This is a genomic window from Vibrio cincinnatiensis DSM 19608, assembly GCF_900167345.1.
In the GTDB taxonomy this organism is placed as follows: domain Bacteria; phylum Pseudomonadota; class Gammaproteobacteria; order Enterobacterales; family Vibrionaceae; genus Vibrio; species Vibrio cincinnatiensis.
Window position 1 is genome coordinate 176,994 of the sequence record NZ_FUXB01000007.1, and the last position, 24,286, is coordinate 201,279.

General features: G+C 43.7%; 20 protein-coding genes. 15 read left to right on the plus strand and 5 right to left on the minus strand.

Features of this window, described 5'->3' with window-relative positions; translation table 11 throughout:
- The first annotated feature begins 21 nt into the window (after positions 1 to 21).
- Together lysS and vpsR are read left to right on the plus strand one after the other, a co-directional pair.
- Complete coding sequence (lysS, locus tag B5D54_RS08495) at positions 22 to 1,554, plus strand: lysine--tRNA ligase (protein WP_078926111.1); 1,533 nt, start codon at positions 22 to 24, stop codon at positions 1,552 to 1,554.
- Between the two features lie 284 nt (positions 1,555 to 1,838).
- On the plus strand, positions 1,839 to 3,170 hold the full coding sequence (gene vpsR / locus B5D54_RS08500; protein ID WP_078926112.1) for a cyclic-di-GMP-binding transcriptional regulator VpsR: 1,332 nt from the start codon (positions 1,839 to 1,841) through the stop codon (positions 3,168 to 3,170).
- A 51-nt stretch (positions 3,171 to 3,221) separates the two neighbouring features.
- Here the strand turns inward: vpsR and B5D54_RS08505 are convergent, their stop codons facing one another.
- Positions 3,222 to 4,256, minus strand: coding sequence for an NADP(H)-dependent aldo-keto reductase (locus B5D54_RS08505; RefSeq protein WP_078926113.1), 1,035 nt, complete (start codon positions 4,254 to 4,256; stop codon positions 3,222 to 3,224).
- A gap of 180 nt (positions 4,257 to 4,436) precedes the next feature.
- A complete protein-coding gene (gene mutH, locus B5D54_RS08510) occupies positions 4,437 to 5,111 on the minus strand; it encodes a DNA mismatch repair endonuclease MutH (RefSeq protein WP_078926114.1) in 675 nt (224 codons plus the stop codon).
- Between the two features lie 612 nt (positions 5,112 to 5,723).
- Between mutH and rppH the strand changes: the two genes are divergently transcribed.
- Genes rppH through B5D54_RS08535 form a run of 5 tightly spaced genes read left to right on the plus strand, consistent with a single transcriptional unit; the run spans position 5,724 to position 11,005 of the window.
- Positions 5,724 to 6,242: an RNA pyrophosphohydrolase gene (rppH, locus tag B5D54_RS08515; RefSeq protein WP_078926115.1), complete on the plus strand. Its 519-nt coding sequence runs from the start codon at positions 5,724 to 5,726 to the stop codon at positions 6,240 to 6,242.
- Between the two features lie 2 nt (positions 6,243 to 6,244).
- The gene (gene ptsP, locus B5D54_RS08520; RefSeq protein WP_078926116.1) at positions 6,245 to 8,491 is read left to right on the plus strand and encodes a phosphoenolpyruvate--protein phosphotransferase; all 2,247 of its coding nucleotides are present in this window, start codon (positions 6,245 to 6,247) and stop codon (positions 8,489 to 8,491) included.
- A gap of 9 nt (positions 8,492 to 8,500) precedes the next feature.
- Complete coding sequence (locus B5D54_RS08525) at positions 8,501 to 9,295, plus strand: sulfite exporter TauE/SafE family protein (RefSeq protein WP_078926117.1); 795 nt, start codon at positions 8,501 to 8,503, stop codon at positions 9,293 to 9,295.
- Positions 9,296 to 9,328: 33 nt separating this feature from the next.
- Positions 9,329 to 10,144 carry a prolipoprotein diacylglyceryl transferase gene (gene lgt / locus B5D54_RS08530; RefSeq protein WP_078926118.1) on the plus strand — a complete coding sequence of 272 codons (816 nt, stop codon included), beginning with the start codon at positions 9,329 to 9,331 and terminating at the stop codon, positions 10,142 to 10,144.
- A gap of 9 nt (positions 10,145 to 10,153) precedes the next feature.
- A complete protein-coding gene (locus tag B5D54_RS08535) occupies positions 10,154 to 11,005 on the plus strand; it encodes a thymidylate synthase (protein WP_078926119.1) in 852 nt (283 codons plus the stop codon).
- A gap of 155 nt (positions 11,006 to 11,160) precedes the next feature.
- Here B5D54_RS08535 and B5D54_RS08540 read toward each other — a convergent pair whose 3' ends face one another.
- Positions 11,161 to 12,309, minus strand: coding sequence for a Na/Pi symporter (locus B5D54_RS08540; RefSeq protein WP_078926120.1), 1,149 nt, complete (start codon positions 12,307 to 12,309; stop codon positions 11,161 to 11,163).
- A gap of 373 nt (positions 12,310 to 12,682) precedes the next feature.
- Between B5D54_RS08540 and nhaR the strand changes: the two genes are divergently transcribed.
- Both nhaR and B5D54_RS08550 read left to right on the plus strand, forming a co-directional pair.
- The gene (nhaR, locus tag B5D54_RS08545) at positions 12,683 to 13,579 is read left to right on the plus strand and encodes a transcriptional activator NhaR (protein ID WP_078926155.1); all 897 of its coding nucleotides are present in this window, start codon (positions 12,683 to 12,685) and stop codon (positions 13,577 to 13,579) included.
- A gap of 296 nt (positions 13,580 to 13,875) precedes the next feature.
- Entirely contained in the window at positions 13,876 to 14,172 is a 297-nt protein-coding gene (locus B5D54_RS08550) for an ArsR/SmtB family transcription factor (RefSeq protein ID WP_078926121.1), read from the plus strand.
- A 104-nt stretch (positions 14,173 to 14,276) separates the two neighbouring features.
- On the opposite strand, the gene rpsT is transcribed toward B5D54_RS08550, so the two are convergent.
- Entirely contained in the window at positions 14,277 to 14,537 is a 261-nt protein-coding gene (gene rpsT, locus B5D54_RS08555) for a 30S ribosomal protein S20 (protein ID WP_004394128.1), read from the minus strand.
- A gap of 348 nt (positions 14,538 to 14,885) precedes the next feature.
- Here rpsT and murJ point away from each other — a divergent pair, with 348 nt between their 5' ends.
- The 6 genes from murJ (at position 14,886) to ispH (ending at position 22,446) form a co-directional block, all read left to right on the plus strand.
- Positions 14,886 to 16,454: a murein biosynthesis integral membrane protein MurJ gene (gene murJ, locus B5D54_RS08560; protein ID WP_078926122.1), complete on the plus strand. Its 1,569-nt coding sequence runs from the start codon at positions 14,886 to 14,888 to the stop codon at positions 16,452 to 16,454.
- A gap of 65 nt (positions 16,455 to 16,519) precedes the next feature.
- A complete protein-coding gene (ribF, locus tag B5D54_RS08565; RefSeq protein WP_078926123.1) occupies positions 16,520 to 17,488 on the plus strand; it encodes a bifunctional riboflavin kinase/FAD synthetase in 969 nt (322 codons plus the stop codon).
- A gap of 30 nt (positions 17,489 to 17,518) precedes the next feature.
- Positions 17,519 to 20,365 carry an isoleucine--tRNA ligase gene (gene ileS / locus B5D54_RS08570; RefSeq protein WP_078926124.1) on the plus strand — a complete coding sequence of 949 codons (2,847 nt, stop codon included), beginning with the start codon at positions 17,519 to 17,521 and terminating at the stop codon, positions 20,363 to 20,365.
- A gap of 15 nt (positions 20,366 to 20,380) precedes the next feature.
- Positions 20,381 to 20,881, plus strand: coding sequence for a signal peptidase II (gene lspA / locus B5D54_RS08575; protein ID WP_078926125.1), 501 nt, complete (start codon positions 20,381 to 20,383; stop codon positions 20,879 to 20,881).
- Between the two features lie 140 nt (positions 20,882 to 21,021).
- Positions 21,022 to 21,453 carry an FKBP-type peptidyl-prolyl cis-trans isomerase gene (gene fkpB / locus B5D54_RS08580; protein ID WP_078926126.1) on the plus strand — a complete coding sequence of 144 codons (432 nt, stop codon included), beginning with the start codon at positions 21,022 to 21,024 and terminating at the stop codon, positions 21,451 to 21,453.
- Positions 21,454 to 21,483: 30 nt separating this feature from the next.
- Positions 21,484 to 22,446, plus strand: a complete 963-nt coding sequence (ispH, locus tag B5D54_RS08585; protein WP_078926127.1) for a 4-hydroxy-3-methylbut-2-enyl diphosphate reductase — start codon at positions 21,484 to 21,486, stop codon at positions 22,444 to 22,446.
- A gap of 111 nt (positions 22,447 to 22,557) precedes the next feature.
- Here the strand turns inward: ispH and B5D54_RS08590 are convergent, their stop codons facing one another.
- Positions 22,558 to 24,045, minus strand: coding sequence for a carbon starvation CstA family protein (locus B5D54_RS08590; protein WP_078926128.1), 1,488 nt, complete (start codon positions 24,043 to 24,045; stop codon positions 22,558 to 22,560).
- Positions 24,046 to 24,286: the final 241 nt, after the last annotated feature.

A 24,286-nucleotide genomic window follows, 5' to 3' on the forward strand; every position in this document is an offset into this window, starting at 1 on the left:
CAAAAACAGGGTACATGCAAAATGACTGATGCTGTTCAAAACGAAGCGAATCAACAACAAATCGCGCAAGAAGAAAATAAACTGATTGCAGAGCGTCGTAGTAAGTTAGAGCACATCCGTAAGGGCTGTAAGGCGAATGGTCACCCCAATGACTTCCGTCGTGACAGCTTGGCGGGTGATCTGCAAGAGAAGTTCGGTGAAAAGAGCAAAGAAGAGTTAGAAACCCTGAACCATGTGGTAGCGATTGCGGGACGTGTTATGGCTAAACGTGGTCCATTCTTGGTGATTCAAGAAACGTCTGGCCGTATTCAAGCTTATGCCTCAAAAGAGGTGCAACAGGTTCTCAAAGAAAAATACCAAGGATTAGATATCGGTGACATCATCGGTGTCAAAGGTGCATTGCATAAATCAGGTAAAGGCGATCTTTACGTGAATATGGAAGAGTTCGAACTTCTGACGAAAGCGCTGCGTCCATTACCTGAAAAATTCCATGGTTTGACTGACCAAGAGATGCGTTACCGTCAGCGTTATGTGGATTTGATCGTCAACGAAGAGTCACGTAATGCGTTTGTGATCCGTTCGAAAGTCATGTCTGCCATTCGTAACTTCATGATCTCTAAACAGTTCATGGAAGTTGAAACCCCTATGATGCATGTGATTCCGGGGGGGGCAAGTGCACGTCCATTCATCACTCATCACAATGCGCTCGATATGCCCATGTACTTGCGTATCGCGCCTGAGCTTTACCTCAAACGTCTTGTGGTGGGTGGGTTTGATCGCGTGTTTGAAATCAACCGTAATTTCCGTAACGAAGGTTTGTCGCCTCGCCATAACCCAGAATTCACCATGATGGAATTCTATATGGCGTATGCAGATTACAAAGACTTAATGGATTTTACCGAAGAACTCCTAAGCACTATCGCACTGGAAGTCTTGGGCTCAACGTCCATGCCTTATGGCGATGAAACGGTAGAATTTGGCGGTAAATATGCGCGCATGAGCATGTTTGAAGCGATCAAACACTACAACCCCGATCACGCACAAATCCAAGCGCTCACAGAAGATGATATACAAAATCGTGATCTCATGGTGTCCATTGCCAAATCGGTTCACGTTGAAGTGGAAGAGTTCTGGACTTGTGGCCAGCTTCTTGAAGAGATCTTTGGTGAAACCGCTGAACCTAAGTTGATGCAACCGACGTTCATTACTGGTTACCCAGCGGATATTTCACCACTCGCCCGTCGTAGTGATGATAACCCATTCTTTACTGATCGCTTTGAGTTCTTTATTGGCGGCCGTGAAGTGGCGAATGGCTTCTCTGAGCTCAATGATGCGGAAGACCAAGATGCCCGTTTTAAAGCACAAGTTGAAGCGAAAGAGTCGGGAGATGATGAAGCGATGTTCTATGATGCAGACTATATCACTGCGCTAGAGCACGGCTTACCGCCAACCGCTGGTCAAGGTATCGGGATCGACCGTTTAGTGATGCTATTAACCAACACACATACAATACGAGATGTGATCTTATTCCCAGCGATGAGACCTCAGCAGTAATTGTTCTTAGTGTAAGAAAAGCCGCCTTTGGGCGGTTTTTTGTTTCTTGTTCCTATGCTTTTCATCTTAATAAAGAATGATGTTCTTTGAATTTGGGTTTTCAAGGGAAGTGATCCCGTTAAGATCAAAATTCTGTCATTTACTGGTCCAATTAATAGGGATTTATCGTGTAGTCTTATAAGTGAGGCAGATTCTATCTTAGAGTATCGCTAAGGTAGCGACGATAAATTTTGCGCCAATGTAGCGCATAATAAAAAATAAAAAACTAATAAGGAAACCAGTTAATGGGTACTCAATTTCGCATGGGTTGTGTTCCCGGTTCGCTAATTGTCGTTGGAGGCACCTACGAGCCGTGGCTATCTGTTTTAGAGCAAGCTGGATGGAAATGTACACAGTGTGCTGATTTGCGCAAAGCAGATCAAATGTTTTCTGAGGTAGGACCCTGTATTGGTATTGTTGATCTTAGCCATGATGAATTTAGCTTAAATGGCGTAGCTAATTTAGTGAGTAGTCATAAGCAGGTTCGCTGGTTGGCTTTTATTCGAGAACCACAGCTTCGTTCAGATACCATTTGCCAGTTTATTGTGAATTTCTGTATCGACTTTTTTACCGCCCCCATTCCAGATACTCAGCTACTCAGTACGATTGGTCATCAACTCGGGATGCTTCAGTTAGAGAAAAAGGTTTGGCCTGATTACGGAAATCACACCGACATGGGGTTATTGGGCGAATCGATGGCGATGAAGCGGCTGCGTGATCAAATTAAGCGTATTGCTCCTACTGATGTGAGTATTTTGATTTCAGGGGAAAGCGGCGCAGGAAAAGAGACGGTAGCGAAAGCCATTCATAAAACCTCTTCTCGTTCACAAAATCCTTTCATTACCATCAATTGCCGAGCGATGGCGGAAAAAAGATTGGAGCAGGAGCTATTTGGAATCGATAGTTCAGGTTCAACGCCTTCCCTACTTCAGCAAGCTCATGGTGGTACATTATTGCTTAATGACATTTTGGCTTTACCTAAGAGCCAGCAATGGAATTTGCTGCGTTTTTTACAAGAAGGAAAAATAAATACCCCGCAAGGTTCTCAGCCGATTGATGTGCGAATATTGGCTGCACATTCAATGGATATTGAAAAAGCATTGATTGATGGTGACTTTAATGAAGAGCTTTACCACTATATTAATGTGTTGAGAATTCAGGTACCTAGTTTGAAAGATAGAGGCGGGGATATTGCTTTATTAGCGAACCATTTTTTAAAGGAGTACGCGAAAGAGTACAATGCTCAAGCCCGTAGCTTCTCTGAAGAGGCTTTACTCTTGTTGGCCCGTTATCATTGGCCTGGAAATGTCCGAGAACTGATGAACCAAATTAAGCGGGTTGTGCTCATGTCTGACACGGTCATGTTAGATGAATGCCATCTAGACTTACCTAAACGTATTGAAAATAAGCGTACGTTGAAAAGTATTCGGGAGCGTTCAGAACGAGAGGCTCTCGTACAAGTATTAGAGTCACATGATGGGCAAGTCTCTAATGCAGCCAAAGAGCTGGGGATTTCACGGGCCACCATTTACCGCTTGTTGAATAAGCATAATTTAATGACAGATTTTATTTTCTAACGAAAAAAGAGAACAGAGCGAATCATGGGCGGTTCGCTCTGCTTTGAAGGGTTATGGACAAGGGTTTGAGTATTGTGTTGCTATCTTGTCTATCTCTTTGAGCAGTTCTTCTGTCAATGTTATCTCTAAACTATCAATATTATTTTTTAGTTGAGACAACTGGGTCGCGCCAATAATGTTGCTGCCAACAAACGGTTTTTGGTTAACAAAAGCTAAAGCCATTTGCGCGGGATCTAAACCAAACTCTTGAGCGAGATTGACATAAGCTTGAGTCGCTTTAATGCCTTGCTCAGTAAAGTAGCGTTGAAAGCGTTCAAATAATGAGCAGCGTGCTCCTTGTGGCCGAGCGCCATTGAGATATTTTCCGCTTAATACTCCAAACGCCATGGGGGAGTAAGCGAGTAATTTAACGCCTTCAAAATGACTGATTTCAGAAAGGCCGACTTCAAAGCTACGGTTAAGTAAGTTATAAGGGTTTTGAATGGAAACCATTCGAGGCAGTTCATGTTTTTCAGCTAAACGTAGGTAGGTCATTAGCCCCCAAGGGGTTTCATTTGAAACACCAATGTAGCGAACTTTCCCCATGCGAACGAGATCATTCAGAGCCTCTAACGTTTCAAGTAGCGTCACTTCTTCTTGCGTTTCTGGGTTGGGGTAGTTCAATTGGCCAAAGGTATTGGTTTTGCGTTGTGGCCAATGCAATTGGTATAGATCGACATAATCGGTTTTTAAACGGCGTAAACTATCATCGATCGCTTGATGAATGTTTCGATGATCCAGTGCCATTTTTCCGCGAATATAATCCACATTACGAGGGCCAGCTACTTTAGTGGCTAACACTATTTTTTCTCGTTTCCCTGATTTTTCTATCCAGTTACCAATATATTCTTCGGTTTTTCCTTGCGTTTTGGCAGTAGGGGGCACTGGGTACATTTCTGCGGTATCAATAAAGTTGACTCCACGTTCCAGTGCATAATCTAATTGTTGAAAAGCATCGGCTTGGCTGTTTTGTTCACCGAATGTCATGGTGCCTAAGCCGATTTTACTGATTTCTAAGGTGGAATGCGGCAGTTTGGTATATTGCATAGTACTTCCTTGTTGATGTAGAAAAACAAGCTTATAGCTTTTGTACAACGTCAATGCTTTTCGATAGGAAGTTTCACTATAAGCGAACCTGGCTCAATAATAAAAATAAAATTGAGCGTTATTGTCTGTTGAGGGGCTCAGTTAAGTAACCGATTGGCTCTTCTATGATGGGCAATCGATTCAACTTGGCAGTGCGTAATATTGCTCGAGTAATCTTGCGGTAAACTGTGTTCGTAAATAAAACCCTCTTGGTAGCGTTCTAATTGGGCGACCATTTGTGCCATACGCTTCCGTTTTGACTCGCCCATTCGCTGCTTTAGGTCGAATTTGTAGCACTTCCCCATGCTTGGCGGTGATCTGTGACACTTGACCTAATACGATCAATTCCATTAATTCTTCCCAATCGGCTTTTAACTGTGCTTCCTCTTCTTCTGAGGGGCTCCAAATTAATGGAGAACCTACTCGCCGTTCCGATAGGGGGATCTCCCTTTCTCCTTGCACAGGAATCCATAAGACGCGAGATAACTTATGTCGAACATGGCTATTTTCCCAAGTCAATCCTTGGATGCCTGTTAAAGGTGCAACACAGACAAAGGTTGTTTCTAAGGGTTTACCTGTGTAGCCGATAGGAATACTTTTTAATTCAATCCCTAGCTTGGCAAAATCTTGCTGAGGTTTACTACCCGCCGTTGCGCCTAAATGCCACTCTAATAACTGCCCAACCCACCCTTTGTCTTTTTTTAAATCAATCGGAACAGGCATATTGGCCTGTTGAGCTAACTCGGCAAAAGTTAACCCGGCTATTTGTTGAGCCCTTTCGAGTAATTCTTGTTCACTTTGAGGTTCTGGTTTCATGGTTCTTTAAGGGGAAAAAGAAAGAGTGTAGCAAAAAAAGCGCAAAGAAGGATCTTATCGAGGCGTTATCTCAAAGAGAGAAGATCCTAACCTGATTTTATCCACAGCATACTCAAAAAAATAAACACATCAAGCGAATATGTATGAATAAACAGGGGTTTCCGGAGGCTGTTTTTTAGAAAATTATTCGTTTTATCGCTAGTTACTCTTTATCTGTGTGGATAACAGAAGGGTTGGTGGATCTTTAAGCATTGCGGTTTCATTTTGGATCTTGGTGGTGGCTTTCACTGAAATTTTTGAAACTCTGATTAGTAACTTATTGATATTAAGTTTATTTGTTGCTTATTTTTTCTTTCATTCTTTTCGATGAAAAATGATAAAAAAGCGCCAATTTCTTTTGTTCCCTTTCTTCTGCACATGGTTATTCACAGAAAACGTGAATAAATGTGCTCAATCTCTCATTCTTTTGTTGATAACTCCCTTTCTGTATGAAACCTATACCACTTAAGCTCTTTACATCATAAATATCGAGTGAATTCGACGAGTTCATTTGCTCCCGCTGGGGATATGTGGAAAAATCAACACCATTAAGGTTTTATTAGAGGTTTGCCAGTGATAGATGGCGATGGTTACCGACTCAATGTAGGTATTGTGATTTGTAACAACCATGGTCAGGTATTCTGGGCGAAACGATATGGACAACACTCATGGCAATTCCCGCAAGGGGGAATTGATGAGGGAGAGTCTCCTGAGCAAGCCATGTTTCGGGAGCTTTACGAAGAGGTTGGGTTAACCAAAAAAGAGGTCAAAATTATCGCCACCAGCCGTCATTGGTTAAGATATAAGCTACCAAAGCGCTTGGTACGATGGGACTCTCAACCCGTCTGTATTGGACAAAAACAGAAATGGTTCTTACTGCGTCTTGAATGTGATGAATCTAAAATCAACATGCAGCGTGGAAGTACCCCTGAATTTGATGGTTGGCGCTGGGTCAGTTATTGGTACCCGGTTAGGCAAGTGGTGTCTTTTAAGCGTGATGTTTATCGACGAGCGATGAAAGAGTTTGCTTCATTAGCTATGCCTTTTAAGGAACGCAAAATAAAGGGTAAACGTAAAAATCGAAGAGGATAGATATGCTTTCTCAGCTAAGGGACATAGTTGAACAAGTATCAAAAGTAGAAGATGTTTACCAAGCGTTGGATATTTTTGTGAAGCAAACCTGCAGTGCGATGGCGACGGAGTGTTGTACTGTCTACTTAGCTAATGAAGAAATGGGTCGCTTAGAATTAATGGCAACCCAAGGCTTAAAGTTTAAAGGCGATAAAATACATATCGGCTTTGACGAAGGATTAGTCGGCTTAGTGAAAAGAACGGCTGAGCCTATTAACCTCGCCAAAGCCTCTCAGCACCCCAACTTTAAATATTTTAAACAGTTGGGAGAAGAGGTATACCACTCCTTTCTTGGTACTCCCATTATTTACCGTAAACAAGTACTGGGGGTGCTGGTGGTTCAGCAAAAATCTCCCCGCTTGTTTAGTGAGATGGAGGTTTCCTTCCTCGTTACTCTGGCAGCCCAGTTAGCGGTAACCGTCGCTTATGCTCAAACACAAGGGCACTGGCTACTGACTAAAAAGCAGCAAGCGATCAGCGGTATTCCAGCTTCTACGGGAGTGGCCATCGGAGAATTGTGGTGGGACGACTCTCAACCTCAGTTGGCGGATGTCTACCCAGCATCAACACTGGATGTGGAAAAAGAGCAAGCTTGGTTAACCCGAGCGATGGAAAGTGCACTCAGTGATTTTCGTAAACTGAGAAAAAAACTGGATAACGAGATCAATAAAGAAGCATTAGCTATCTTTGATCTCTTCACTCACTTGTTAAACGATCCCATGTTGGGTAATGACTTAAAATCGCAGATCCAAAAAGGAGATCGTGCGGATTGGGCCTTACGTCAGGTGGTCGAAAGTTATTCGAATCGTTTTGCCAGAATGTCGGATGCTTATTTACGAGAACGAGCACAAGACATACGAGAGCTTGGGCAGCGTCTGCTGTATTTTCTCTACAATACTGAGCACGAACAGCAACAGCTCAGTAAACCGATCATTTTGGTGGTTCGTGAGTTAACCGCTTCTATCTTAGCAACCTTACCTAAAGATAAATTACTCGCTGTGGTCTCTTTAGAAGGGGCCGCTAACTCTCATGCGGCGATTTTGTCGCGTGCACTGGGTATTCCTGCCATCATGGGGGTTTCTCTTAATTTAAAGCAGATCAATGGTAAAAAAGGGATTGTTGATGGTTACAGTGGCAAGTTGTTTATCTCCCCAGCGAAACAAATTCTAGCTGAATATCGAGCGTTAGCTTATGAAGAACAACAATTATCCAAAATGGTTAATGAGGCAATTTTTGAGCCTGCTTTTACTCTAGATGGTACACATGTCGAACTGTTGCTGAATGCGGGATTAAGTGCAGACACCAATATTGCGATTAATCAAGGCGTTGATGGGATTGGATTATACCGAACGGAAATCTCATTTTTACTACAACACCGTTTTCCATCGGAAGAAGAACAGATCTTGCAATATCGAGGGGTATTGGATGCTTATCCTGATCGTCCGGTGGTGATGAGAACCCTCGATATTGGGGGGGATAAACCGTTACCTTATCTACCTATTGAAGAAGATAATCCTTTCCTTGGTTGGCGAGGCATTCGTTTTACCCTAGATCATCCGGATATTTTTCTTATTCAATTACGAGCGATGATGAGAGCCAGTAGCGAACATCATAATTTGCGTATTTTATTGCCCATGGTCTCTGGGGCGAAAGAATTAGATGGTGCTTTGATGTTCATTCAACAAGCTTATCAAGAAGCGGTAAAACTGGATGCCAGTATTGTGATGCCTAAAATTGGGGTGATGTTGGAAGTTCCTTCCATGTTGTATTTACTGCCGATGATCGCCAATAAAATTGATTTTGTTTCGGTTGGCACCAATGATCTTACCCAATATTTGTTAGCCGTTGATCGGAACAATGCCCATGTGGCTGATGTCTATGACTCTATGCATCCAGCGGTGATCATGGCGTTGAAACAAATTCAGCAGATTTGTCAGCAATATTCTATTCCTGTTTGTGTCTGTGGTGAGTTAGCAGGTGACCCTGTTGGTGCATTGCTATTAATCGGTTTAGGCTATACGACATTAAGTATGAATGCGTCTAACGTAGCTAAAGTGAAGTATTTAGTTCGCCACTCAACTCGAAGCGATTTGCAGCTATTAGCCCAAAAGGCGTTGATGCAATCTTATGGGCACGACATTCATAATATGATGCTTGATCATTTTGAAGCTCAGGGCTTTGCTGGGTTTGTGCGTGCAGGGAAAAAATAGGAATATCATGTGGGTATTGAGTTAATTGCTCTGCTGGTGATGCTTGGTGTAGTGGTAGGGTTATTGGCGGGTCTGCTGGGAATTGGCGGCGGATTGTTGGTCGTACCGGCGTTATTGTTTCTATTGCCTAAAGCGGGAGTTGCGACGGAGATTGTGATGCACTTAGCTTTAGCCACCTCTCTTGCCACGATTATTATCACCTCAACTTCTTCAGCATTTAATCACCTGAAATTGGGTAATGTTGATCTTTTTGTCGTTAAATGGTTATTACCGGGGGTGTTATTAGGCGGTTTCTTAGGGGCAGTGGTTGCAGAGTGGATTCCTAATCAATATTTACCCAAAGTCTTTGGTGTGATCGTCCTACTGCTTTCGATACAGATGGCCTTTTCTATCCAAGCCCGCTCAAACCATCCCATGCCCAAGCCGTGGGTCACCCTAATATGTGGTTCTGGTATTGGTATTATTTCTACTTTAGCGGGTATTGGTGGAGGCTCTCTTTCGGTTCCTTTTTTAAATCGACATGGTGTTGAAATGAGAAAAGCGGTTGGCTCCTCTGCGGTATGTGGTTTAGTGATAGCGCTGTCGGGTATGGTGGGCTTTATCTTACATGGTTATCAGTTAGAAAATTTACCTGATTACAGCATTGGTTATGTCTACCTTCCTGCCTTATTGGCGATAGCCTCAACGTCTATGTTTACGACTCGCATTGGCGCTAAATGGGCTTCACAGCTTCCTACGGCGACTTTGAAACGTTTTTTTGCTATTTTCCTCATGTTTGTTGCGCTGACAATGTTACTGCAATAATGTTTCTTTCTTAAAAATAAGAGAACGTCATTTATGTCTCAGGGATATTTAACTTTTCCGAACATCGATCCTGTGTTGTTTTCCATCGGGCCACTCTCTATTCGTTGGTATGGCATGATGTATTTATTGGGTTTTTTATTTGCTATGTGGTTAGCAAACCGTCGAGCAGATAAACCGGGTAGTGGCTGGACCCGAGAGCAAGTTTCAGACCTACTTTTTGCCGGTTTTCTTGGGGTTGTCATTGGTGGTCGAGTTGGGTATGTCTTATTTTATAATTTCGACCTCTTCTTAGCAGACCCTTTATACCTATTTAAAGTTTGGACTGGTGGAATGTCATTCCACGGTGGATTGCTCGGGGTGATTGCGGCCATGTTCTGGTATGCGCGCAGACATCAACGTGCTTTCTTTTCGGTGGCCGATTTTGTTGCTCCTTTAGTCCCATTTGGTTTGGGATTGGGGCGGTTAGGTAATTTCATGAATTCAGAGCTTTGGGGAAGAGTGACGGATGTACCTTGGGCATTTGTGTTCCCTAATGGCGGGCCACTGCCTCGTCATCCTTCTCAGCTGTATGAGCTGGCATTAGAAGGCATTGTTCTGTTCTTTATTTTGAACTGGTTTATCAAAAAACCGCGTCCTCTGGGCTCGGTTTCTGGGTTATTTTTAATCGGATATGGTACATTCCGCTTTTTGGTTGAGTTTGTCCGTGAGCCTGATGTGCAGCTTGGATTATTTGGTGACATGATCTCAATGGGGCAAATTCTTTCCACACCAATGATTATGGTTGGTGGACTACTCATGTTTTGGGCGTATCAGCGCCGAGTCTATCAAGATGCATCTCAAAAGAAATAAGGGCTTGAAGTGAAGCAGTATTTAGACCTTTGCCAGCGAATTGTTGAACAAGGCGCTTGGGTTGAAAATAAACGTACCGGTAAGCGTTGCCTGACCGTCATTAATGCCGACTTAACTTACGATGTCGCCAATAATCAGTTTCCGTTGGTCACAACGCGTAAAAGTTTTTGGAAAGCCGCCGTGGCAGAGCTGCTGGGGTATATTCGTGGTTACGATAATGCCGCTGATTTTCGTCGTTTAGGCACTAAAACATGGGATGCGAATGCGAATTTAAACCAAGACTGGCTGAACAATCCTTACCGAAAAGGTGAAGATGACATGGGGCGGGTCTATGGAGTTCAAGGTCGCGCTTGGGCAAAGCCTGATGGCGGACATATCGATCAACTCAAGAAGATTGTTGACGATCTGACTCATGGTGTTGATGATCGAGGAGAGATTCTCAATTTTTATAACCCCGGAGAGTTTCATATGGGGTGCTTGCGCCCTTGCATGTACAGTCACCACTTTTCTTTGTTAGGCGATACTTTGTACTTAAATAGTACTCAACGCTCCTGTGACGTACCGCTTGGGTTGAATTTTAACATGGTTCAAGTCTATGTATTTCTTGCTGTGATGGCGCAAATCACGGGTAAGAAACCGGGACAGGCATATCATAAAATTGTGAACGCTCATATTTATGAAGACCAATTGGCACTGATGCGAGACGTGCAATTGAAGCGTGAACCATTGGGTGCTGCCCACTTTAAGATCAATCCTGACATTCGTTCATTAGAAGATTTAGAAACGTGGGTAACATTAGATGACTTTGAAGTCACTGATTACCAGCATCATGAGGCGATTCAGTACCCATTCTCAGTATAACTCCCCTTCTCAAAGTAAAGCCAAGGCGGTGTAATTACCGATTGGCTGAGATTGTTCAATGGTCTGTCTTATTGGCAATGTTTAAAATTGCAGAATAAAAAAACCGCCGTCTTTTCCAACGGCGGTTTTTTTATTACGAAATGACGATGATTGAATTAGGTCGTTAAGGTCAGAATGGAGCCGGGTAAAACCACAAATACCGCTAACAGATAAGCAGCAACGGCGGCTTTATTTTTAATCGCACAGTCAGAAATCCAATCGGCACCTTTCAGCGGGAGCTCTCGTAAGAATGGAACGCCAAAAATTAATAGCGTTGCCATCAAGTTAAAGACTAAGTGAACCAGCGCAATTTGTAGAGCAAAAACCGCAAACTCTCCGGATACTGCGGTTGCAGCTAACAGAGCGGTAATGCAAGTACCAATATTTGCGCCTAGCGTGAAAGGATAAACATCACGGACTTTGAGCACCCCTGAGCCGACTAAAGGAACGATGAGAGTGGTGGTTGTCGTAGAGGATTGAACGAGTACGGTGACAATGCTTCCAGAGGCGATGCCATGTAATGGACCTCGGCCAATGGCTTTTTGCAAAATTTCTTTAGCGGGACCAACCATGAGTTTTTTCATGAGTTTTCCCATGGCTAAGATAGCAAAGAAAATAATCAGAATACCGATCACTATCATAGCGACTCCACCCCAAATATTACCGAGTGAAAACAGCTGAGACTGGAGAGTACTAATGATGGGCTTAGTGACAGGGCCAATGAAGTCTAATCCTTTCATGCTCATATTGCCTGTCGACATGAGTGGAGAGACCAGCCAGTAGGATATTTTTTCTAATATCCCGAACATCATCTCCAATGGTAAGAAAATCAGCACCGCGAGTAAGTTGAAAAAATCATGAATGGTTGCACTGGCAAAGGCGCGTTTAAATTCATCTTTACAATGGGCATGTCCTAAACTGACCAGCGTATTCGTTACGGTTGTACCAATATTCGCCCCCATCACCATTGGGATAGCTATTTCTACTGGTAGGCCACCTGCCACTAATCCGACAATGATGGACGTCACCGTACTGGACGACTGAATGAGGGCCGTTGCCACCAAACCTATCATTAATCCTGCTACAGGGTGTGAAGCAAACGCAAAAAGTGCTTTGGCTTGCTCTCCTACTGACCATTTAAATCCACTGCCGACCATCGCAACGGCAAGTAACAATAGGTACAGCATAAAGGCCAAGTTTATCCAACGTAGCCAGCGAGTCGTTGCGACGCTTGAATACGTTGTTGATGTCGCTTGGTTTATCATGGGGTTCTCCATTGACCTTATGAACACCATAGGTCGGTTGTTGAATCTGTGCGCGATAGTAGAACGGAAATATTTCAGTAATATGACAAAGGCATGATTAAATGATGGTTTTGTTATTTACTTCTTATTTTGTTTAAGATTAATCTTCATCACTTTGATATTTAAAGGTTTTTATTTTTATGTTTTGAATGGGAAAGGGGGTTTTCTAGATAATATCTGCTTTCTTATATGTCATGATCATGACGATTATGCATTTTCTTTTCGTTTTTACATGGCAATAAATTAACGACGTATCGGTATTATCGAAATGTTTGCAGTCAATCATGAGGTTTGTTATAACCACAACTTCACTTTTCATCTTGAAGCTCACGGTATGTCACATCTCAACTATAACCATCTCTATTATTTCTGGATGGTATGTAAACAAGGCTCTGTCACGGGGGCGGCGGAAGCACTATTTTTAACACCTCAAACGGTTACAGGCCAAATTAAGGCATTGGAAGAGCGATTAGAAGGCAAACTGACTAAGCGAAATGGGCGCAGTATTGAGCCAACGGAGTTAGGGCAGTTGGTGTTTAAATATGCTGATCGTATGTTTGGGTTGAGCTATGAAATGCTGGATATCGTTAATTATAGTCAACGTGCTAATGTGTTGTTTGATGTAGGGGTCGCCGATGCGCTTTCTAAGCGTTTAGTGAGTAAAATATTAATGACGACCGTGCCGGAAGATAACCGAATTCACCTACGCTGCTTTGAGTCGACCCATGAATTGCTGCTTGAGCAGCTATCACAGCATAAATTAGACATGATCCTTTCCGATTGCCCTGTCGATTCAAGTCAGAGTCCGGGGCTTTTTAGTAAAAAACTGGGTGAAAGCCATATGGGGTTATTTTCAAGCAGTAAAGTGGATAGAAAGGCGTATCCCGCTATCTTAGCCAATCAAAAATTATTGATACCGGGCAGCCGGACTGCGATGGGACGCAAAGTTCGCCAATGGTTTGAACGGAAAGGATTACAGCCTAATGTGTTGGGTGAGTTTGATGATGCGGCATTGATGAAGGCTTTTGCTTTGTATCATCCAGACGTTATTTTCATGGCCCCACTATTACTGCGTTCAGAAATGGAGCAAGAAGGAACGTTGCATTTGATCAGCCAAATAGAAGAAATTAAAGAGGAATATTACGTAATTTTTGCTGAGCGGATGATTCAACATCCGGCAGTAAAAAGTGTGTGTGATGCTGATTTTCAACATTTTTTTGAGCAAATATAACTGGTCGAGGCACCCTGAGGTTCGCTTTTATGGTACGTTTTGGGTGTATATTATTGTTAACAAATAGATTACTATCTGCCAGATCGGGCGACTTGATAAGGTAGCGTCTGCTGTTATTTTATCTGTTCGATATATTTAAGTGTCCCTCTGTAGCTGTTCACTTACTTCTCTACGTTTATTGCCCGGCTAGAAAATGTCAGAGCAGTAAGGTGTGACTTACTCGCCTTGGGTTTTGGTGAGTCAAACAGTGCGTGGGTATGGGGTAGCTTAAGTGGTTATGAAAAAGAGGCTTACTCATGAACCTAGAACAAATGGAACAGAACTCCACTCAAGCAGTGGTGTTATTAAAAGCCATGGCAAATGAGAGGCGGCTGCAAATTCTGTGCTTATTACACAATCAGGAACTCTCCGTTGGTGAGTTGTGTGGAAAGTTAGAGTTGAGCCAGTCGGCGTTGTCACAGCACTTGGCTTGGCTAAGAAGGGATGGCTTAGTTGAGACGCGCAAAGAAGCGCAAACCGTGTTTTATACGTTAAGCAGTAGCGAAGTAAAAGCCATGATTGAGTTGTTACATCGTTTATATTGTTCTCACTGAACTCGATGATGTGGGGATGGGTTTAGCGGAAAAAGCTAAAAAATAGAGATAAAATAAAAAACCGGCCTTAGCCGGTTTTTTCATCACTGAGAAATCAAACTCAATTATAGAGCTTTGATCGCTGCAGAGAAGCGAGACTTATGACGAGCTGCTTTATTCTTATGAATAAGGCCTTTAGTCGCCATGCGGTCAAGGATTGGTGTAACGACTGCAAACGCAGCAGTTGCAGCTTCTTTGTCGCCAGCAGCAATTGCAGCAACAGTTTTTTTCATGTAAGTGCGCATCATTGAACGACGGCTAGCATTGTGCTGACGGCGTTTTTCAGATTGGATAGCGCGCTTCTTAGCAGATTTGTTATTTGCCAAGGGTCTAACTCCCAAAAACTTTAGTTCGGTGACAATTTAAGGGCCGGAAATATCCCTTATTTGCACTTAAATGTCAAATGATTTGTGCAAAAACCCGTCTAAACCAAACAAGTTTGGTATCACAAGGCCTTCACGGTTAAGATGGCGTGGATTCTAACAGTATTTTTTTACCAATGCTAATACTTATCCGGATCTTACGCTGACATTCTTTGACTCAATAGTGAGAGATAATCACTAAGTGAATAAACTGACTGGTATTTATAGAAGACGAAGCCTTGATAATCAGGCTTCTTGATTCTGTGGTATTGGTTGTTGGCTGGCTCTTTTCGCTGATTTTTCGAGGTTACTGTGAGTAAACGTTTACTCAAGTCTGGCATCATTGTGAGTGCTATGACATTTATTTCCCGTGTCTTGGGATTAGTTCGTGATGTTGTTGTGGCGAATTTAATGGGCGCAGGGGCGAGCGCAGATGTGTTTTTCTTTGCCAACCGTATTCCTAATTTTTTGCGCCGTCTATTTGCTGAAGGGGCTTTTTCTCAGGCTTTCGTTCCCGTTTTAACGGAATACCACGCTTCCGGAGACAAAGAAAAAACCCGAGCATTGATTGCTAAAGTGTCAGGCACCTTAGGTGTCCTCGTCACGGTGGTGACGCTACTTGGTATCGTTTTTTCTGGTGTCGTAACGGCACTATTTGGTGCAGGTTGGTTTTTGGATTGGCTAAATGGTGGCCCAGCCGCGGAAAAGTTTGAGTTAGCCAGCTTATTGCTGAAAATTACTTTCCCTTATTTGTGGTTTATCACTTTTGTTGCTTTATCCGGTGCGATTCTCAATACGTTAGGAAAATTTGCGGTCTCTTCCTTCACTCCTGTTTTTCTGAACGTCATGATGATTTTATCCGCATGGTATATTTCGCCTAGCCTCGCCAAGCCAGAGGTGGGTTTAGCCATTGGGGTCTTTTTAGGCGGTTTGGTGCAATTTTTATTTCAACTGCCTTTTTTAATCAAAGCCGGCATGTTGGTTAAGCCGAAATGGGGATGGAAAGATCCCGGCGTGGTGAAAATTCGTACCTTGATGATACCAGCATTATTTGGCGTATCAGTTAGCCAGATTAACCTGTTATTTGATTCTTTTGTTGCCAGTTTCTTGCAAACTGGTTCGATCAGTTGGCTCTATTACTCTGATCGGTTATTAGAATTTCCATTAGGTTTATTTGGTATTGCCATCGCAACGGTTATTTTACCCGCTCTATCTCGTAAACATGTCGATGCGCATCAAACTGGGTTTGCACAAACCATGGATTGGGGGGTACGGATGGTGATTCTACTCGGCATTCCAGCCATGTTAGGCTTAATGGTATTAGCTAAACCTATGTTGATGGTGCTTTTCATGCGTGGTGAATTCACCGCCAGTGATGTACAGCAAGCTTCATTGTCTTTATTTGCTTACTCCGCCGGTTTGCTGAATTTTATGTTAATTAAGGTGTTAGCACCGGGGTACTACTCTCGGCAAGATACCAAAACCCCCGTACGTTACGGCATTATATCGATGTTAAGTAATATCGTGTTCAACGCCATTTTGGCTTGGTTTTATGGGTATGTGGGGCTCGCGGTGGCTACTGCACTTTCTGCTTTTATTAATATGGCTCTGTTATATCGAGGTTTGCATCGTCAAGGCGTGTATCGAGTGAGTCGTCAAACGGTGTGGTTTGTGGTTCGTTTGATTTTAGCCGGTGCAGTTATGGTGACAGCCATCTATTGGCAATTGGAGGCTATGCCAGTCTGGTTAGAATGGGGATTAACCCAACGAACTTTGACTTTAAGTGGTCTCATTGTCTTTGGTGCCTTAGCTTACCTTCTGAGTGCTTTGCTCTTTGGGGTCCGAGTAAAAGACCTAAAAGCCGCGACAGAAGAGAGATAGTTAAGGTATAATCCGCCAGTTTTACACCCATATAATTGAGAACAATAGGTTTTAAGCGTATTGCAATGGAATTGATCCGCGGTATTCATAACATTAAGCCTCATCACCATGGCTGCGTACTGACCATCGGTAATTTTGATGGCGTGCACCTTGGGCATCAGAAAGTGTTAAGTCAGGTATCCAAACAAGCAAAGCAACTGAATTTGCCTTCGGTGGTGATGACGTTTGAACCGCAGCCGATGGAGCTCTTTCTCAAAGAGCGTGCACCAGCTCGGTTAACTCGATTGAGAGATAAATTTGTTCAATTGGGAAAATTAGGGCTTGATCGCTTGTTGTGTGTCAATTTTAATCATCATTTTGCCAATTTAGATGCTCAGGCCTTTATTCGTGACTTGTTGGTCACCCAATTGGGTGTTAAGTTTCTGGTAGTAGGAGATGATTTCTGCTTCGGGCAAGGCCGTAAAGGTGATTTTGCCATGCTTCGTCAAGCGGGAAAACAATATGGCTTTGAGGTTGTGAATACGCACAGTTTTTGTGTTGAGCATGCTCGAGTGAGTAGTACCTTAATAAGAGAAGCGCTGGCTGCTGATGATCTCCCTCTTGCTGCCAGTATGCTGGGAAGAGATTACAGTATCAGTGGCCGAGTTTCTCATGGTCGAAAATTAGGTCGTACCATTGGTTTTCCGACCGCCAATATTCCTCTAAAACGATGTGTTTCTCCTGTGTCTGGAGTTTATGTGGTTCAAGCATATGGTTTGGGAGAACAACCGATTGGGGGGGTGGCGAATATAGGTCAACGGCCCACGGTTAATGGTATTCGCCAACAATTGGAAGTGCATCTATTTAACTTTCAAGGCAACTTGTACGGAAAACAGCTCGAAGTCGCGCTCTTACATAAGCTACGTGATGAACGTAAGTTTGAGTCATTTGATGCGCTCAAACAACAAATTGAATTGGATGCTGAGGCAGCAAGGGTGTGGCTGCGTCAGCTTTACAGTGCGTCGGTTGATTCCACCGATACACATAATGTCTAACTTCGCCCAATAGAACGGAATTAAGAATCGATGAGTGAATATAAAGATACCCTGAACTTACCTGAAACAGGGTTTCCAATGCGCGGCGATCTGGCTAAACGTGAGCCAGAAATGCTAAAACGTTGGTACAAAGAAGATCTATACGGAGCGATCCGTCAAGCCAAACAAGGCAAAAAATCATTCGTATTACACGATGGCCCTCCTTATGCCAACGGTGATATTCACATTGGTCACGCACTCAACAAGATTCTTAAAGACATTATTATTAAATCCAAGACACTTTCAGGTTTTGACGCCCCTTATATTCCCGGTTGGGATTGCCACGGTTTGCCTATCGAATTGATGGTTGAGAAAAAAGTGGGCAAACCCGGTCAGAAAGTGACGGCAGCGGAGTTTCGTGAAAAGTGCCGTGAATATGCGGCAGGGCAAGTTGAAGGCCAGAAAGAAGGTTTTAAACGCCTCGGTATTTTAGGCGAGTGGGATAAACCGTATCGCACTATGGATTTTGCAACCGAAGCGAACATTATTCGTGCTTTGGGACAAATTGCCGATAATGGCCACCTACTTAAAGGGTTTAAGCCGGTTCACTGGTGTACCGACTGTGGTTCGGCGTTGGCTGAAGCTGAGGTGGAATACAAAAATAAAGTTTCTCCTTCTATTGATGTCCGTTTTAAAGCGGCTGATCCTGAAGCGGTACTCAGTAAATTTAGTTTAGCGCAAGGCCATACTGGTCATGGTGACTTATCTATTGTTATCTGGACGACAACCCCTTGGACATTACCTGCAAACCGTGCCGTTTGTTTGCGTGATGATCTTGAATATGTGTTGATCCAAGTTGAAGGTGAACAAGCCGAGCGAATCATCGTTGCAGCAGAATTGGCCAAAGAGGTGATGGATCGTGCGGGTATTGAACATTTCCATAACCTAGGTTTTGCGAAAGGGGCGGATCTTGAACTGACTCAATACCAACACCCATTCTACGATTTTACTGTGCCTGCGGTCTTAGGTGATCATGTTACAACTGAATCAGGTACGGGTGTGGTGCATACTGCCCCAGGCCATGGTCAAGAAGACTTTGCAGTCGGTCAAAAATATGGTTTGGAAGTCGCTAACCCTGTCGGTTCTAACGGTGTTTATCTTCCGGATACAGAACTGTTTGCTGGTCAGCACGTATTTAAAGCCAATGATGCGGTTGTTGAGGTGCTGAAAGAAAGAGGGGCGCTGTTACATCACCATGCGTATGAGCACAGTTACCCACACTGCTGGCGTCATAAAACGCCGATCATTTTCCGTGCTACCCCGCAGTGGTTTGTATCGATGGATCAAGCCGGGTTACGTGAGCAAGCACTAAGTGAAATTAAAGGCGTGAAATGGATGCCTGATTGGGGTCAAAGCCGAATTGAAGGCATGGTCGAAGGTCGTCCTGAATGGTGTATTTCTCGTCAACGGACATGGGGTGTACCGATTGCCCTGTTTGTTCATAAAGAGACGGCTGAGCTGCATCCTGAGTCACCAGCACTGATTGAAAAAGTTGCTCAGTTGGTTGAACAAAAAGGGATTCAAGCATGGTGGGATCTTGATACCACCGAGTTCTTGGGTAGCGATGCTGATCAGTATGAAAAAGTGCTGGATACGTTGGATGTCTGGTTTGATTCCGGTGTGACACACTATGCGGTTGTAGACAATCGACCCGAATTTAATGGTGCTCAGGCTGATATGTATCTAGAAGGCTCTGATCAACATCGCGGTTGGTTCCAATCTTCATTGATTTCATCGGTCGCCATGAAAGGTAAAGCGCCATATAAAGAGGTGTTAACCCATGGTTTTGTGGTGGATGGACAAGGGCGTAAAATGTCTAAGTCGATCGGTAACGTTGTTGCACCGAAAGATGTGACCAATAAACTAGGGGCAGATATTCTACGTTTGTGGGTCGCTTCAACTGATTATACGGGCGAAGTCGCCGTTTCTGATGAAATATTAAAACGTAGTGCAGATGCGTATCGCCGAATCCGTAATACTGCTCGTTTCTTCTTAGCGAACTTGAATGGGTTTAATCCAGCCACGGATATGATTCCTGCACAAGAGATGGTGGCATTGGATCGTTGGGCCGTCGCAAGAGCTTTAGCTGCGCAGCAGGAAATTATTAAAGCGTATGAAGAATACAACACTCACGCGGTAGTACAGCGCTTGATGCACTTTTGTTCTATTGAAATGGGCTCTTTCTATCTCGATGTGATCAAAGACCGCCAATACACCGCGAAGCGTGGTGGTCATGCGCAACGCAGTTGCCAAACAGCGCTTTATTATATTGTTGAAGCTTTAGTGCGTTGGATGGCACCGATTATGTCATTTACCGCCGATGAAATTTGGAATGCGATGCCACCATTACAAGCCAATGGTGAAAAACGTAGCCAGTTTGTCTTTGTGACCGAGTGGTATCAGGACCTGTTCGCATTAGATGAGAATGAAGTACTCAGCAGTGCCTTCTGGAATGATATTCAGGATGTTCGTGGTGCAGTGAATAAACTGCTAGAAAATGCTCGTAGTGAAAAAACTATTGGGGGTTCACTACAAGCAGAAGTCACTCTTTTTGCTGAACCCGCATTAGTTGAGAAACTCAGTAAATTGCAAGATGAACTGCGTTTTGTATTGTTAACCTCGAAAGCCACAGTAAAAGCGCTGGAAGAGAAGAGCGATGCAGCACAAGCAACAGAGATTGAAGGCTTGTTTGTTCAGGTGAGCAAAATTGAGGCAGAGAAATGCGATCGTTGTTGGCATTACACCTCTGATGTCGGCTCTATCCAAGGTCACGAAACGATTTGTGGTCGCTGTGTCTCTAACGTAGAAGGCGAAGGTGAACAACGTCAGTTTGCGTAATTTCAAGGCGAGAGTATGACTCAACAAGCATTGTCATTAAAACAATCAGGAGCGCGCTGGCTATGGCTAGCGTTACTCGTATTCCTTGCGGATATTGGTATTAAACTGTTAGTGATGAATAAAATGGGTTATGGCTGGGGGAACCGTATTGAAGTTCTTCCTTTCTTTAATCTTCTTTATGTTCATAACTACGGTGCTGCCTTTAGCTTCTTGAGCGATCAAGCGGGCTGGCAACGTTGGTTCTTTACTGGCATTGCCGTAGGCGTTGTTGGATTGTTAGTGTATTGGATGCGACACTTACCCGCCTCGGAAAAATGGAACAATATTGCTTACGCACTGATCATTGGTGGGGCGGTCGGGAATGTATTTGACCGAGTGGTCCACGGTTTTGTGGTAGATTATCTCGATTTCTACTGGGGAACTTATCACTGGCCCGCGTTTAATTTAGCTGATAGTACCATCTGCATTGGTGCGGCTATGATTGTGTTTGATAGTTTTCGAACGAAAAAACAGTGAATTTCGTCTGATGCGAATTGAATAACCTTAGGCGTCGCCCGTTGATTCGGTCGGCGCTTTTTGTTAGAAAGACGTTTAACAAAATAAATAGAACAAACCGAGCCATTAAGAGTCGGTCTACCCTTTTAAGGAAGCCTAACGTGACAACCATTACCCACAACTCAGCGGTAACGCTGCATTTTTCCATTAAACTTAAAGACGGCTCTGTTGCTGATAGCACACATAATATGGGCAAACCAGCCAAGCTTATCATCGGTGATGATAGCTTAAGCGACAACTTTGAACAGTGCTTATTAGGAATGAAAGCAGGGGAGCGAAAAGCCATCGCTTTAGCGGCTCAAGATGCGTTTGGTTTGCCAAATCCTGATAACATTCACTATATGGAGCGAGGCAAATTTGTTGGTGAACGCGAGGTCGAAGTCGGAACGATAATGGCTTTTAGCGGTCCCGATGGTGTGGAAATTCCTGGTATTATTACCGCGATAGCGGGCGATTCAGTCACCGTTGATTTTAACCATCCACTGGCTGGGCAAGATGTTGTGTTTGACGTCGAAATAGTCTCGGTAGATTAATACGATTGACCATAGCCAGATTTTTAACTCATGAGCAATAACATGAAAATATTGTTAGCGAATCCCCGCGGTTTTTGTGCTGGTGTTGATCGTGCCATTAGCATTGTTGAACGTGCACTAGAGTTGTACCAGCCTCCGATTTATGTCCGACATGAAGTGGTTCATAACCGTTTTGTGGTAGAAGGCCTCAAACAGCGTGGGGCTGTGTTTGTTGAGGAATTAAGTGAAGTTCCTGATGACAATATTGTCATTTTTTCTGCACATGGTGTTTCTCAACAGGTGCGTCAAGAGGCCAAAGAGCGAGCATTAACCGTGTTTGATGCGACCTGTCCATTAGTAACTAAAGTGCATATGGAGGTGGCTCGTGCTAGTCGACGACATATGGAAGTGGTGCTAATTGGTCATGCTGGGCATCCGGAAGTAGAGGGCACCATGGGACAATATGCCAGTGATGTTGGCGGAATGTATCTGGTTGAAAAACCAGATGATGTTCTTGCTCTGCAAGCAAAAGTAAAAGACCCAACTCATCTGCACTATGTGAGTCAAACAACGCTATCGGTTGATGAAACTTCGGATGTGATCGATAAATTACGTGAAGTTTTTCCTGATATTCAGGGGCCGCGTAAAGATGATATTTGCTATGCAACTCAAAATCGCCAAGATGCGGTTCGCGTGTTAGCGCAGCAAGTGGATGTGATGATCGTTGTGGGTTCGAAAAACTCATCTAACTCAACTCGGCTGAAAGAGCTGGCAGAAAAACTGGGTACTCCCGGTTACTTGACAGATTGCTCGGAAGATATTCAGCCTCAGTGGTTTCATGGGGTAACAACCGTGGGCGTGACGGCAGGTGCTTCTGCACCGGAAGAGTTAGTTAACCAAATCTTAGCGCGTATTCAACAATTAGGTGCGACCGAAGTGGAAGAAGTGCTTGGTCGTGAAGAAAATATGTTTTTTGAAGTCCCCAAAGAACTACAGATTAAGCAGATAAACTAATTCACCAAAGGCTCTCTGATGAAAAATGAAAAGGGTGCAAAGATGCTCCCTTTTCATTTCTGATAAGAATAACCCAGCGTTGGCTGGGTTATGGATGATAGACATACTCGATTAAGCTGTCTCTATGGCTTTCTTTTCGATCTCTTGCTGCTCTGCGAGATCAATCTCTCCTTTACCTTTCGATATTCGCATCACATACCACATAATGGCCAGTGATGAGGTAATGCCAACAATGGTGGATAACAACATCGGTAAACCAAAGCCCAGTGCATTATTGTTGAGAATAAAGGTGATACAGACAGACGTCATAAAGATCGCAGGAATCGTGGTCACCCAGTGCAGTTTGTTATGACGGAGTAGGTATGCCGAGGCTGTCCATAGCATCATGACGGCTGTTGCTTGGTTAGCAAAGCCAAAGTAGCGCCAGATAATACCAAAATCGACTTGAGTTAAGACGGCACCTAGTACAAAGAGTGGTAGCGCCATCATCAATCGGTTACGTAATGACTTTTGCTCCATGCCAAAGTATTCAGCCAAAATGAGTCGGCTAGAGCGAAATGCGGTATCGCCAGAGGTGATCGGTAGAATCACCACACCAAGGAAAGCAAGAATGCCACCAAACACGCCTAGTAAGCCAAATGATGCACTGTAGACCACATTGCCTGGGCCACCGTTAGCAACGGCATCAGAGAGCGATTCTAATGAGCCAAAGAATGAAAGCGCAACGGTACACCATATTAGAGCAATAATCCCTTCACCAATCATTGCGCCGTAGAAGACAAAGCGTCCATTCTTCTCATTTTCCATACAACGAGCCATCAGTGGGGACTGGGTTGCATGGAAACCGGAAATCGCACCACAAGCAATGGTGATGAAAAGAGCGGGCCACAGCGGCATATCATTGGGGTTGAGGTTAGTCAACATATCACTGACTTTAAAGCCACCCAGTACTTGGTGCTCACTAGAAAAAGCAATAGCCGTCATCAGCCCTACGGACATAAAAATCAGTAATGCCCCAAATAGTGGGTAAAAGCGACCAATAATTTTATCAACGGGGACAATAGTAGCAATAATGTAGTACGCGAAGATGATAACGACCATGGCCGTCATGCTAACCGTCACATCCGTTTGTGAATTGATTAAATTGGTGATCATCCCAGCAGGAGCAGACACAAAGACAACGCCAACCAATAGCAATAAAACAATGGCAAAAATGTTCATAAAATGTTTAGCGCCATTGCCTAAATAGCGGCCCGTAATCGTTGGAACGGAAGCTCCACCGTTACGTACCGATAGCATGCCAGAGAAGTAATCGTGGGTGGCTCCGGCAAAGATACACCCAACCACAATCCACAGCATCGCTGCTGGGCCATACAAAGCACCCATAATAGGACCAAAGATCGGGCCAACACCGGCAATATTAAGCAGTTGAACGAGGTAAACTTTGGGGGTAGACATCGGTACATAGTCCACCCCATCGGTTTGAGTATGTGCCGGTGTTCGGCGCTGTTCATTAATACCAAATATTTTCTCAATTATCGCGCCATAGAGAAAATACCCACCAATTAAGGCTGCAACGCAGGTTAGAAACCACAACATAGTCATTATCCTTTATATTTGTATGATGCGTAGGGGTTTATCGTTAAATGGATCGTTATACTCAACTCTCAGCTTTCAATCAGTTAGAGAGTGTTTAACGGTGCCGATAGTAAGCTATTCGTCGAATTCGCTCATTGAGTCTTTTTGTGAGTGGTCGTATAAAAAGTTAAGTGGTATTTAAGTTCATTGAGTGGTTTTGAATAAATGGTTAATACCGTAGTTTTTCGTGTTTTATTAAGTA

What these genes read in the sequence shown, in the direction of transcription:
- lysS (WP_078926111.1), top strand. Translation starts at nt 22, where the DNA reads ATGACTGATGCTGTTCAAAACGAAGCGAATCAACAACAAATCGCGCAA.
- vpsR (WP_078926112.1), top strand. Translation starts at nt 1,839, where the DNA reads ATGGGTACTCAATTTCGCATGGGTTGTGTTCCCGGTTCGCTAATTGTC.
- B5D54_RS08505 (WP_078926113.1), bottom strand. Translation starts at nt 4,256, where the DNA reads ATGCAATATACCAAACTGCCGCATTCCACCTTAGAAATCAGTAAAATC.
- mutH (WP_078926114.1), bottom strand. Translation starts at nt 5,111, where the DNA reads ATGAAACCAGAACCTCAAAGTGAACAAGAATTACTCGAAAGGGCTCAA.
- ptsP (WP_078926116.1), top strand. Translation starts at nt 6,245, where the DNA reads ATGCTTTCTCAGCTAAGGGACATAGTTGAACAAGTATCAAAAGTAGAA.
- lgt (WP_078926118.1), top strand. Translation starts at nt 9,329, where the DNA reads ATGTCTCAGGGATATTTAACTTTTCCGAACATCGATCCTGTGTTGTTT.
- B5D54_RS08540 (WP_078926120.1), bottom strand. Translation starts at nt 12,309, where the DNA reads ATGATAAACCAAGCGACATCAACAACGTATTCAAGCGTCGCAACGACT.
- nhaR (WP_078926155.1), top strand. Translation starts at nt 12,683, where the DNA reads ATGTCACATCTCAACTATAACCATCTCTATTATTTCTGGATGGTATGT.
- B5D54_RS08550 (WP_078926121.1), top strand. Translation starts at nt 13,876, where the DNA reads ATGAACCTAGAACAAATGGAACAGAACTCCACTCAAGCAGTGGTGTTA.
- ribF (WP_078926123.1), top strand. Translation starts at nt 16,520, where the DNA reads ATGGAATTGATCCGCGGTATTCATAACATTAAGCCTCATCACCATGGC.
- ileS (WP_078926124.1), top strand. Translation starts at nt 17,519, where the DNA reads ATGAGTGAATATAAAGATACCCTGAACTTACCTGAAACAGGGTTTCCA.
- lspA (WP_078926125.1), top strand. Translation starts at nt 20,381, where the DNA reads ATGACTCAACAAGCATTGTCATTAAAACAATCAGGAGCGCGCTGGCTA.
- ispH (WP_078926127.1), top strand. Translation starts at nt 21,484, where the DNA reads ATGAGCAATAACATGAAAATATTGTTAGCGAATCCCCGCGGTTTTTGT.
- B5D54_RS08590 (WP_078926128.1), bottom strand. Translation starts at nt 24,045, where the DNA reads ATGTTGTGGTTTCTAACCTGCGTTGCAGCCTTAATTGGTGGGTATTTT.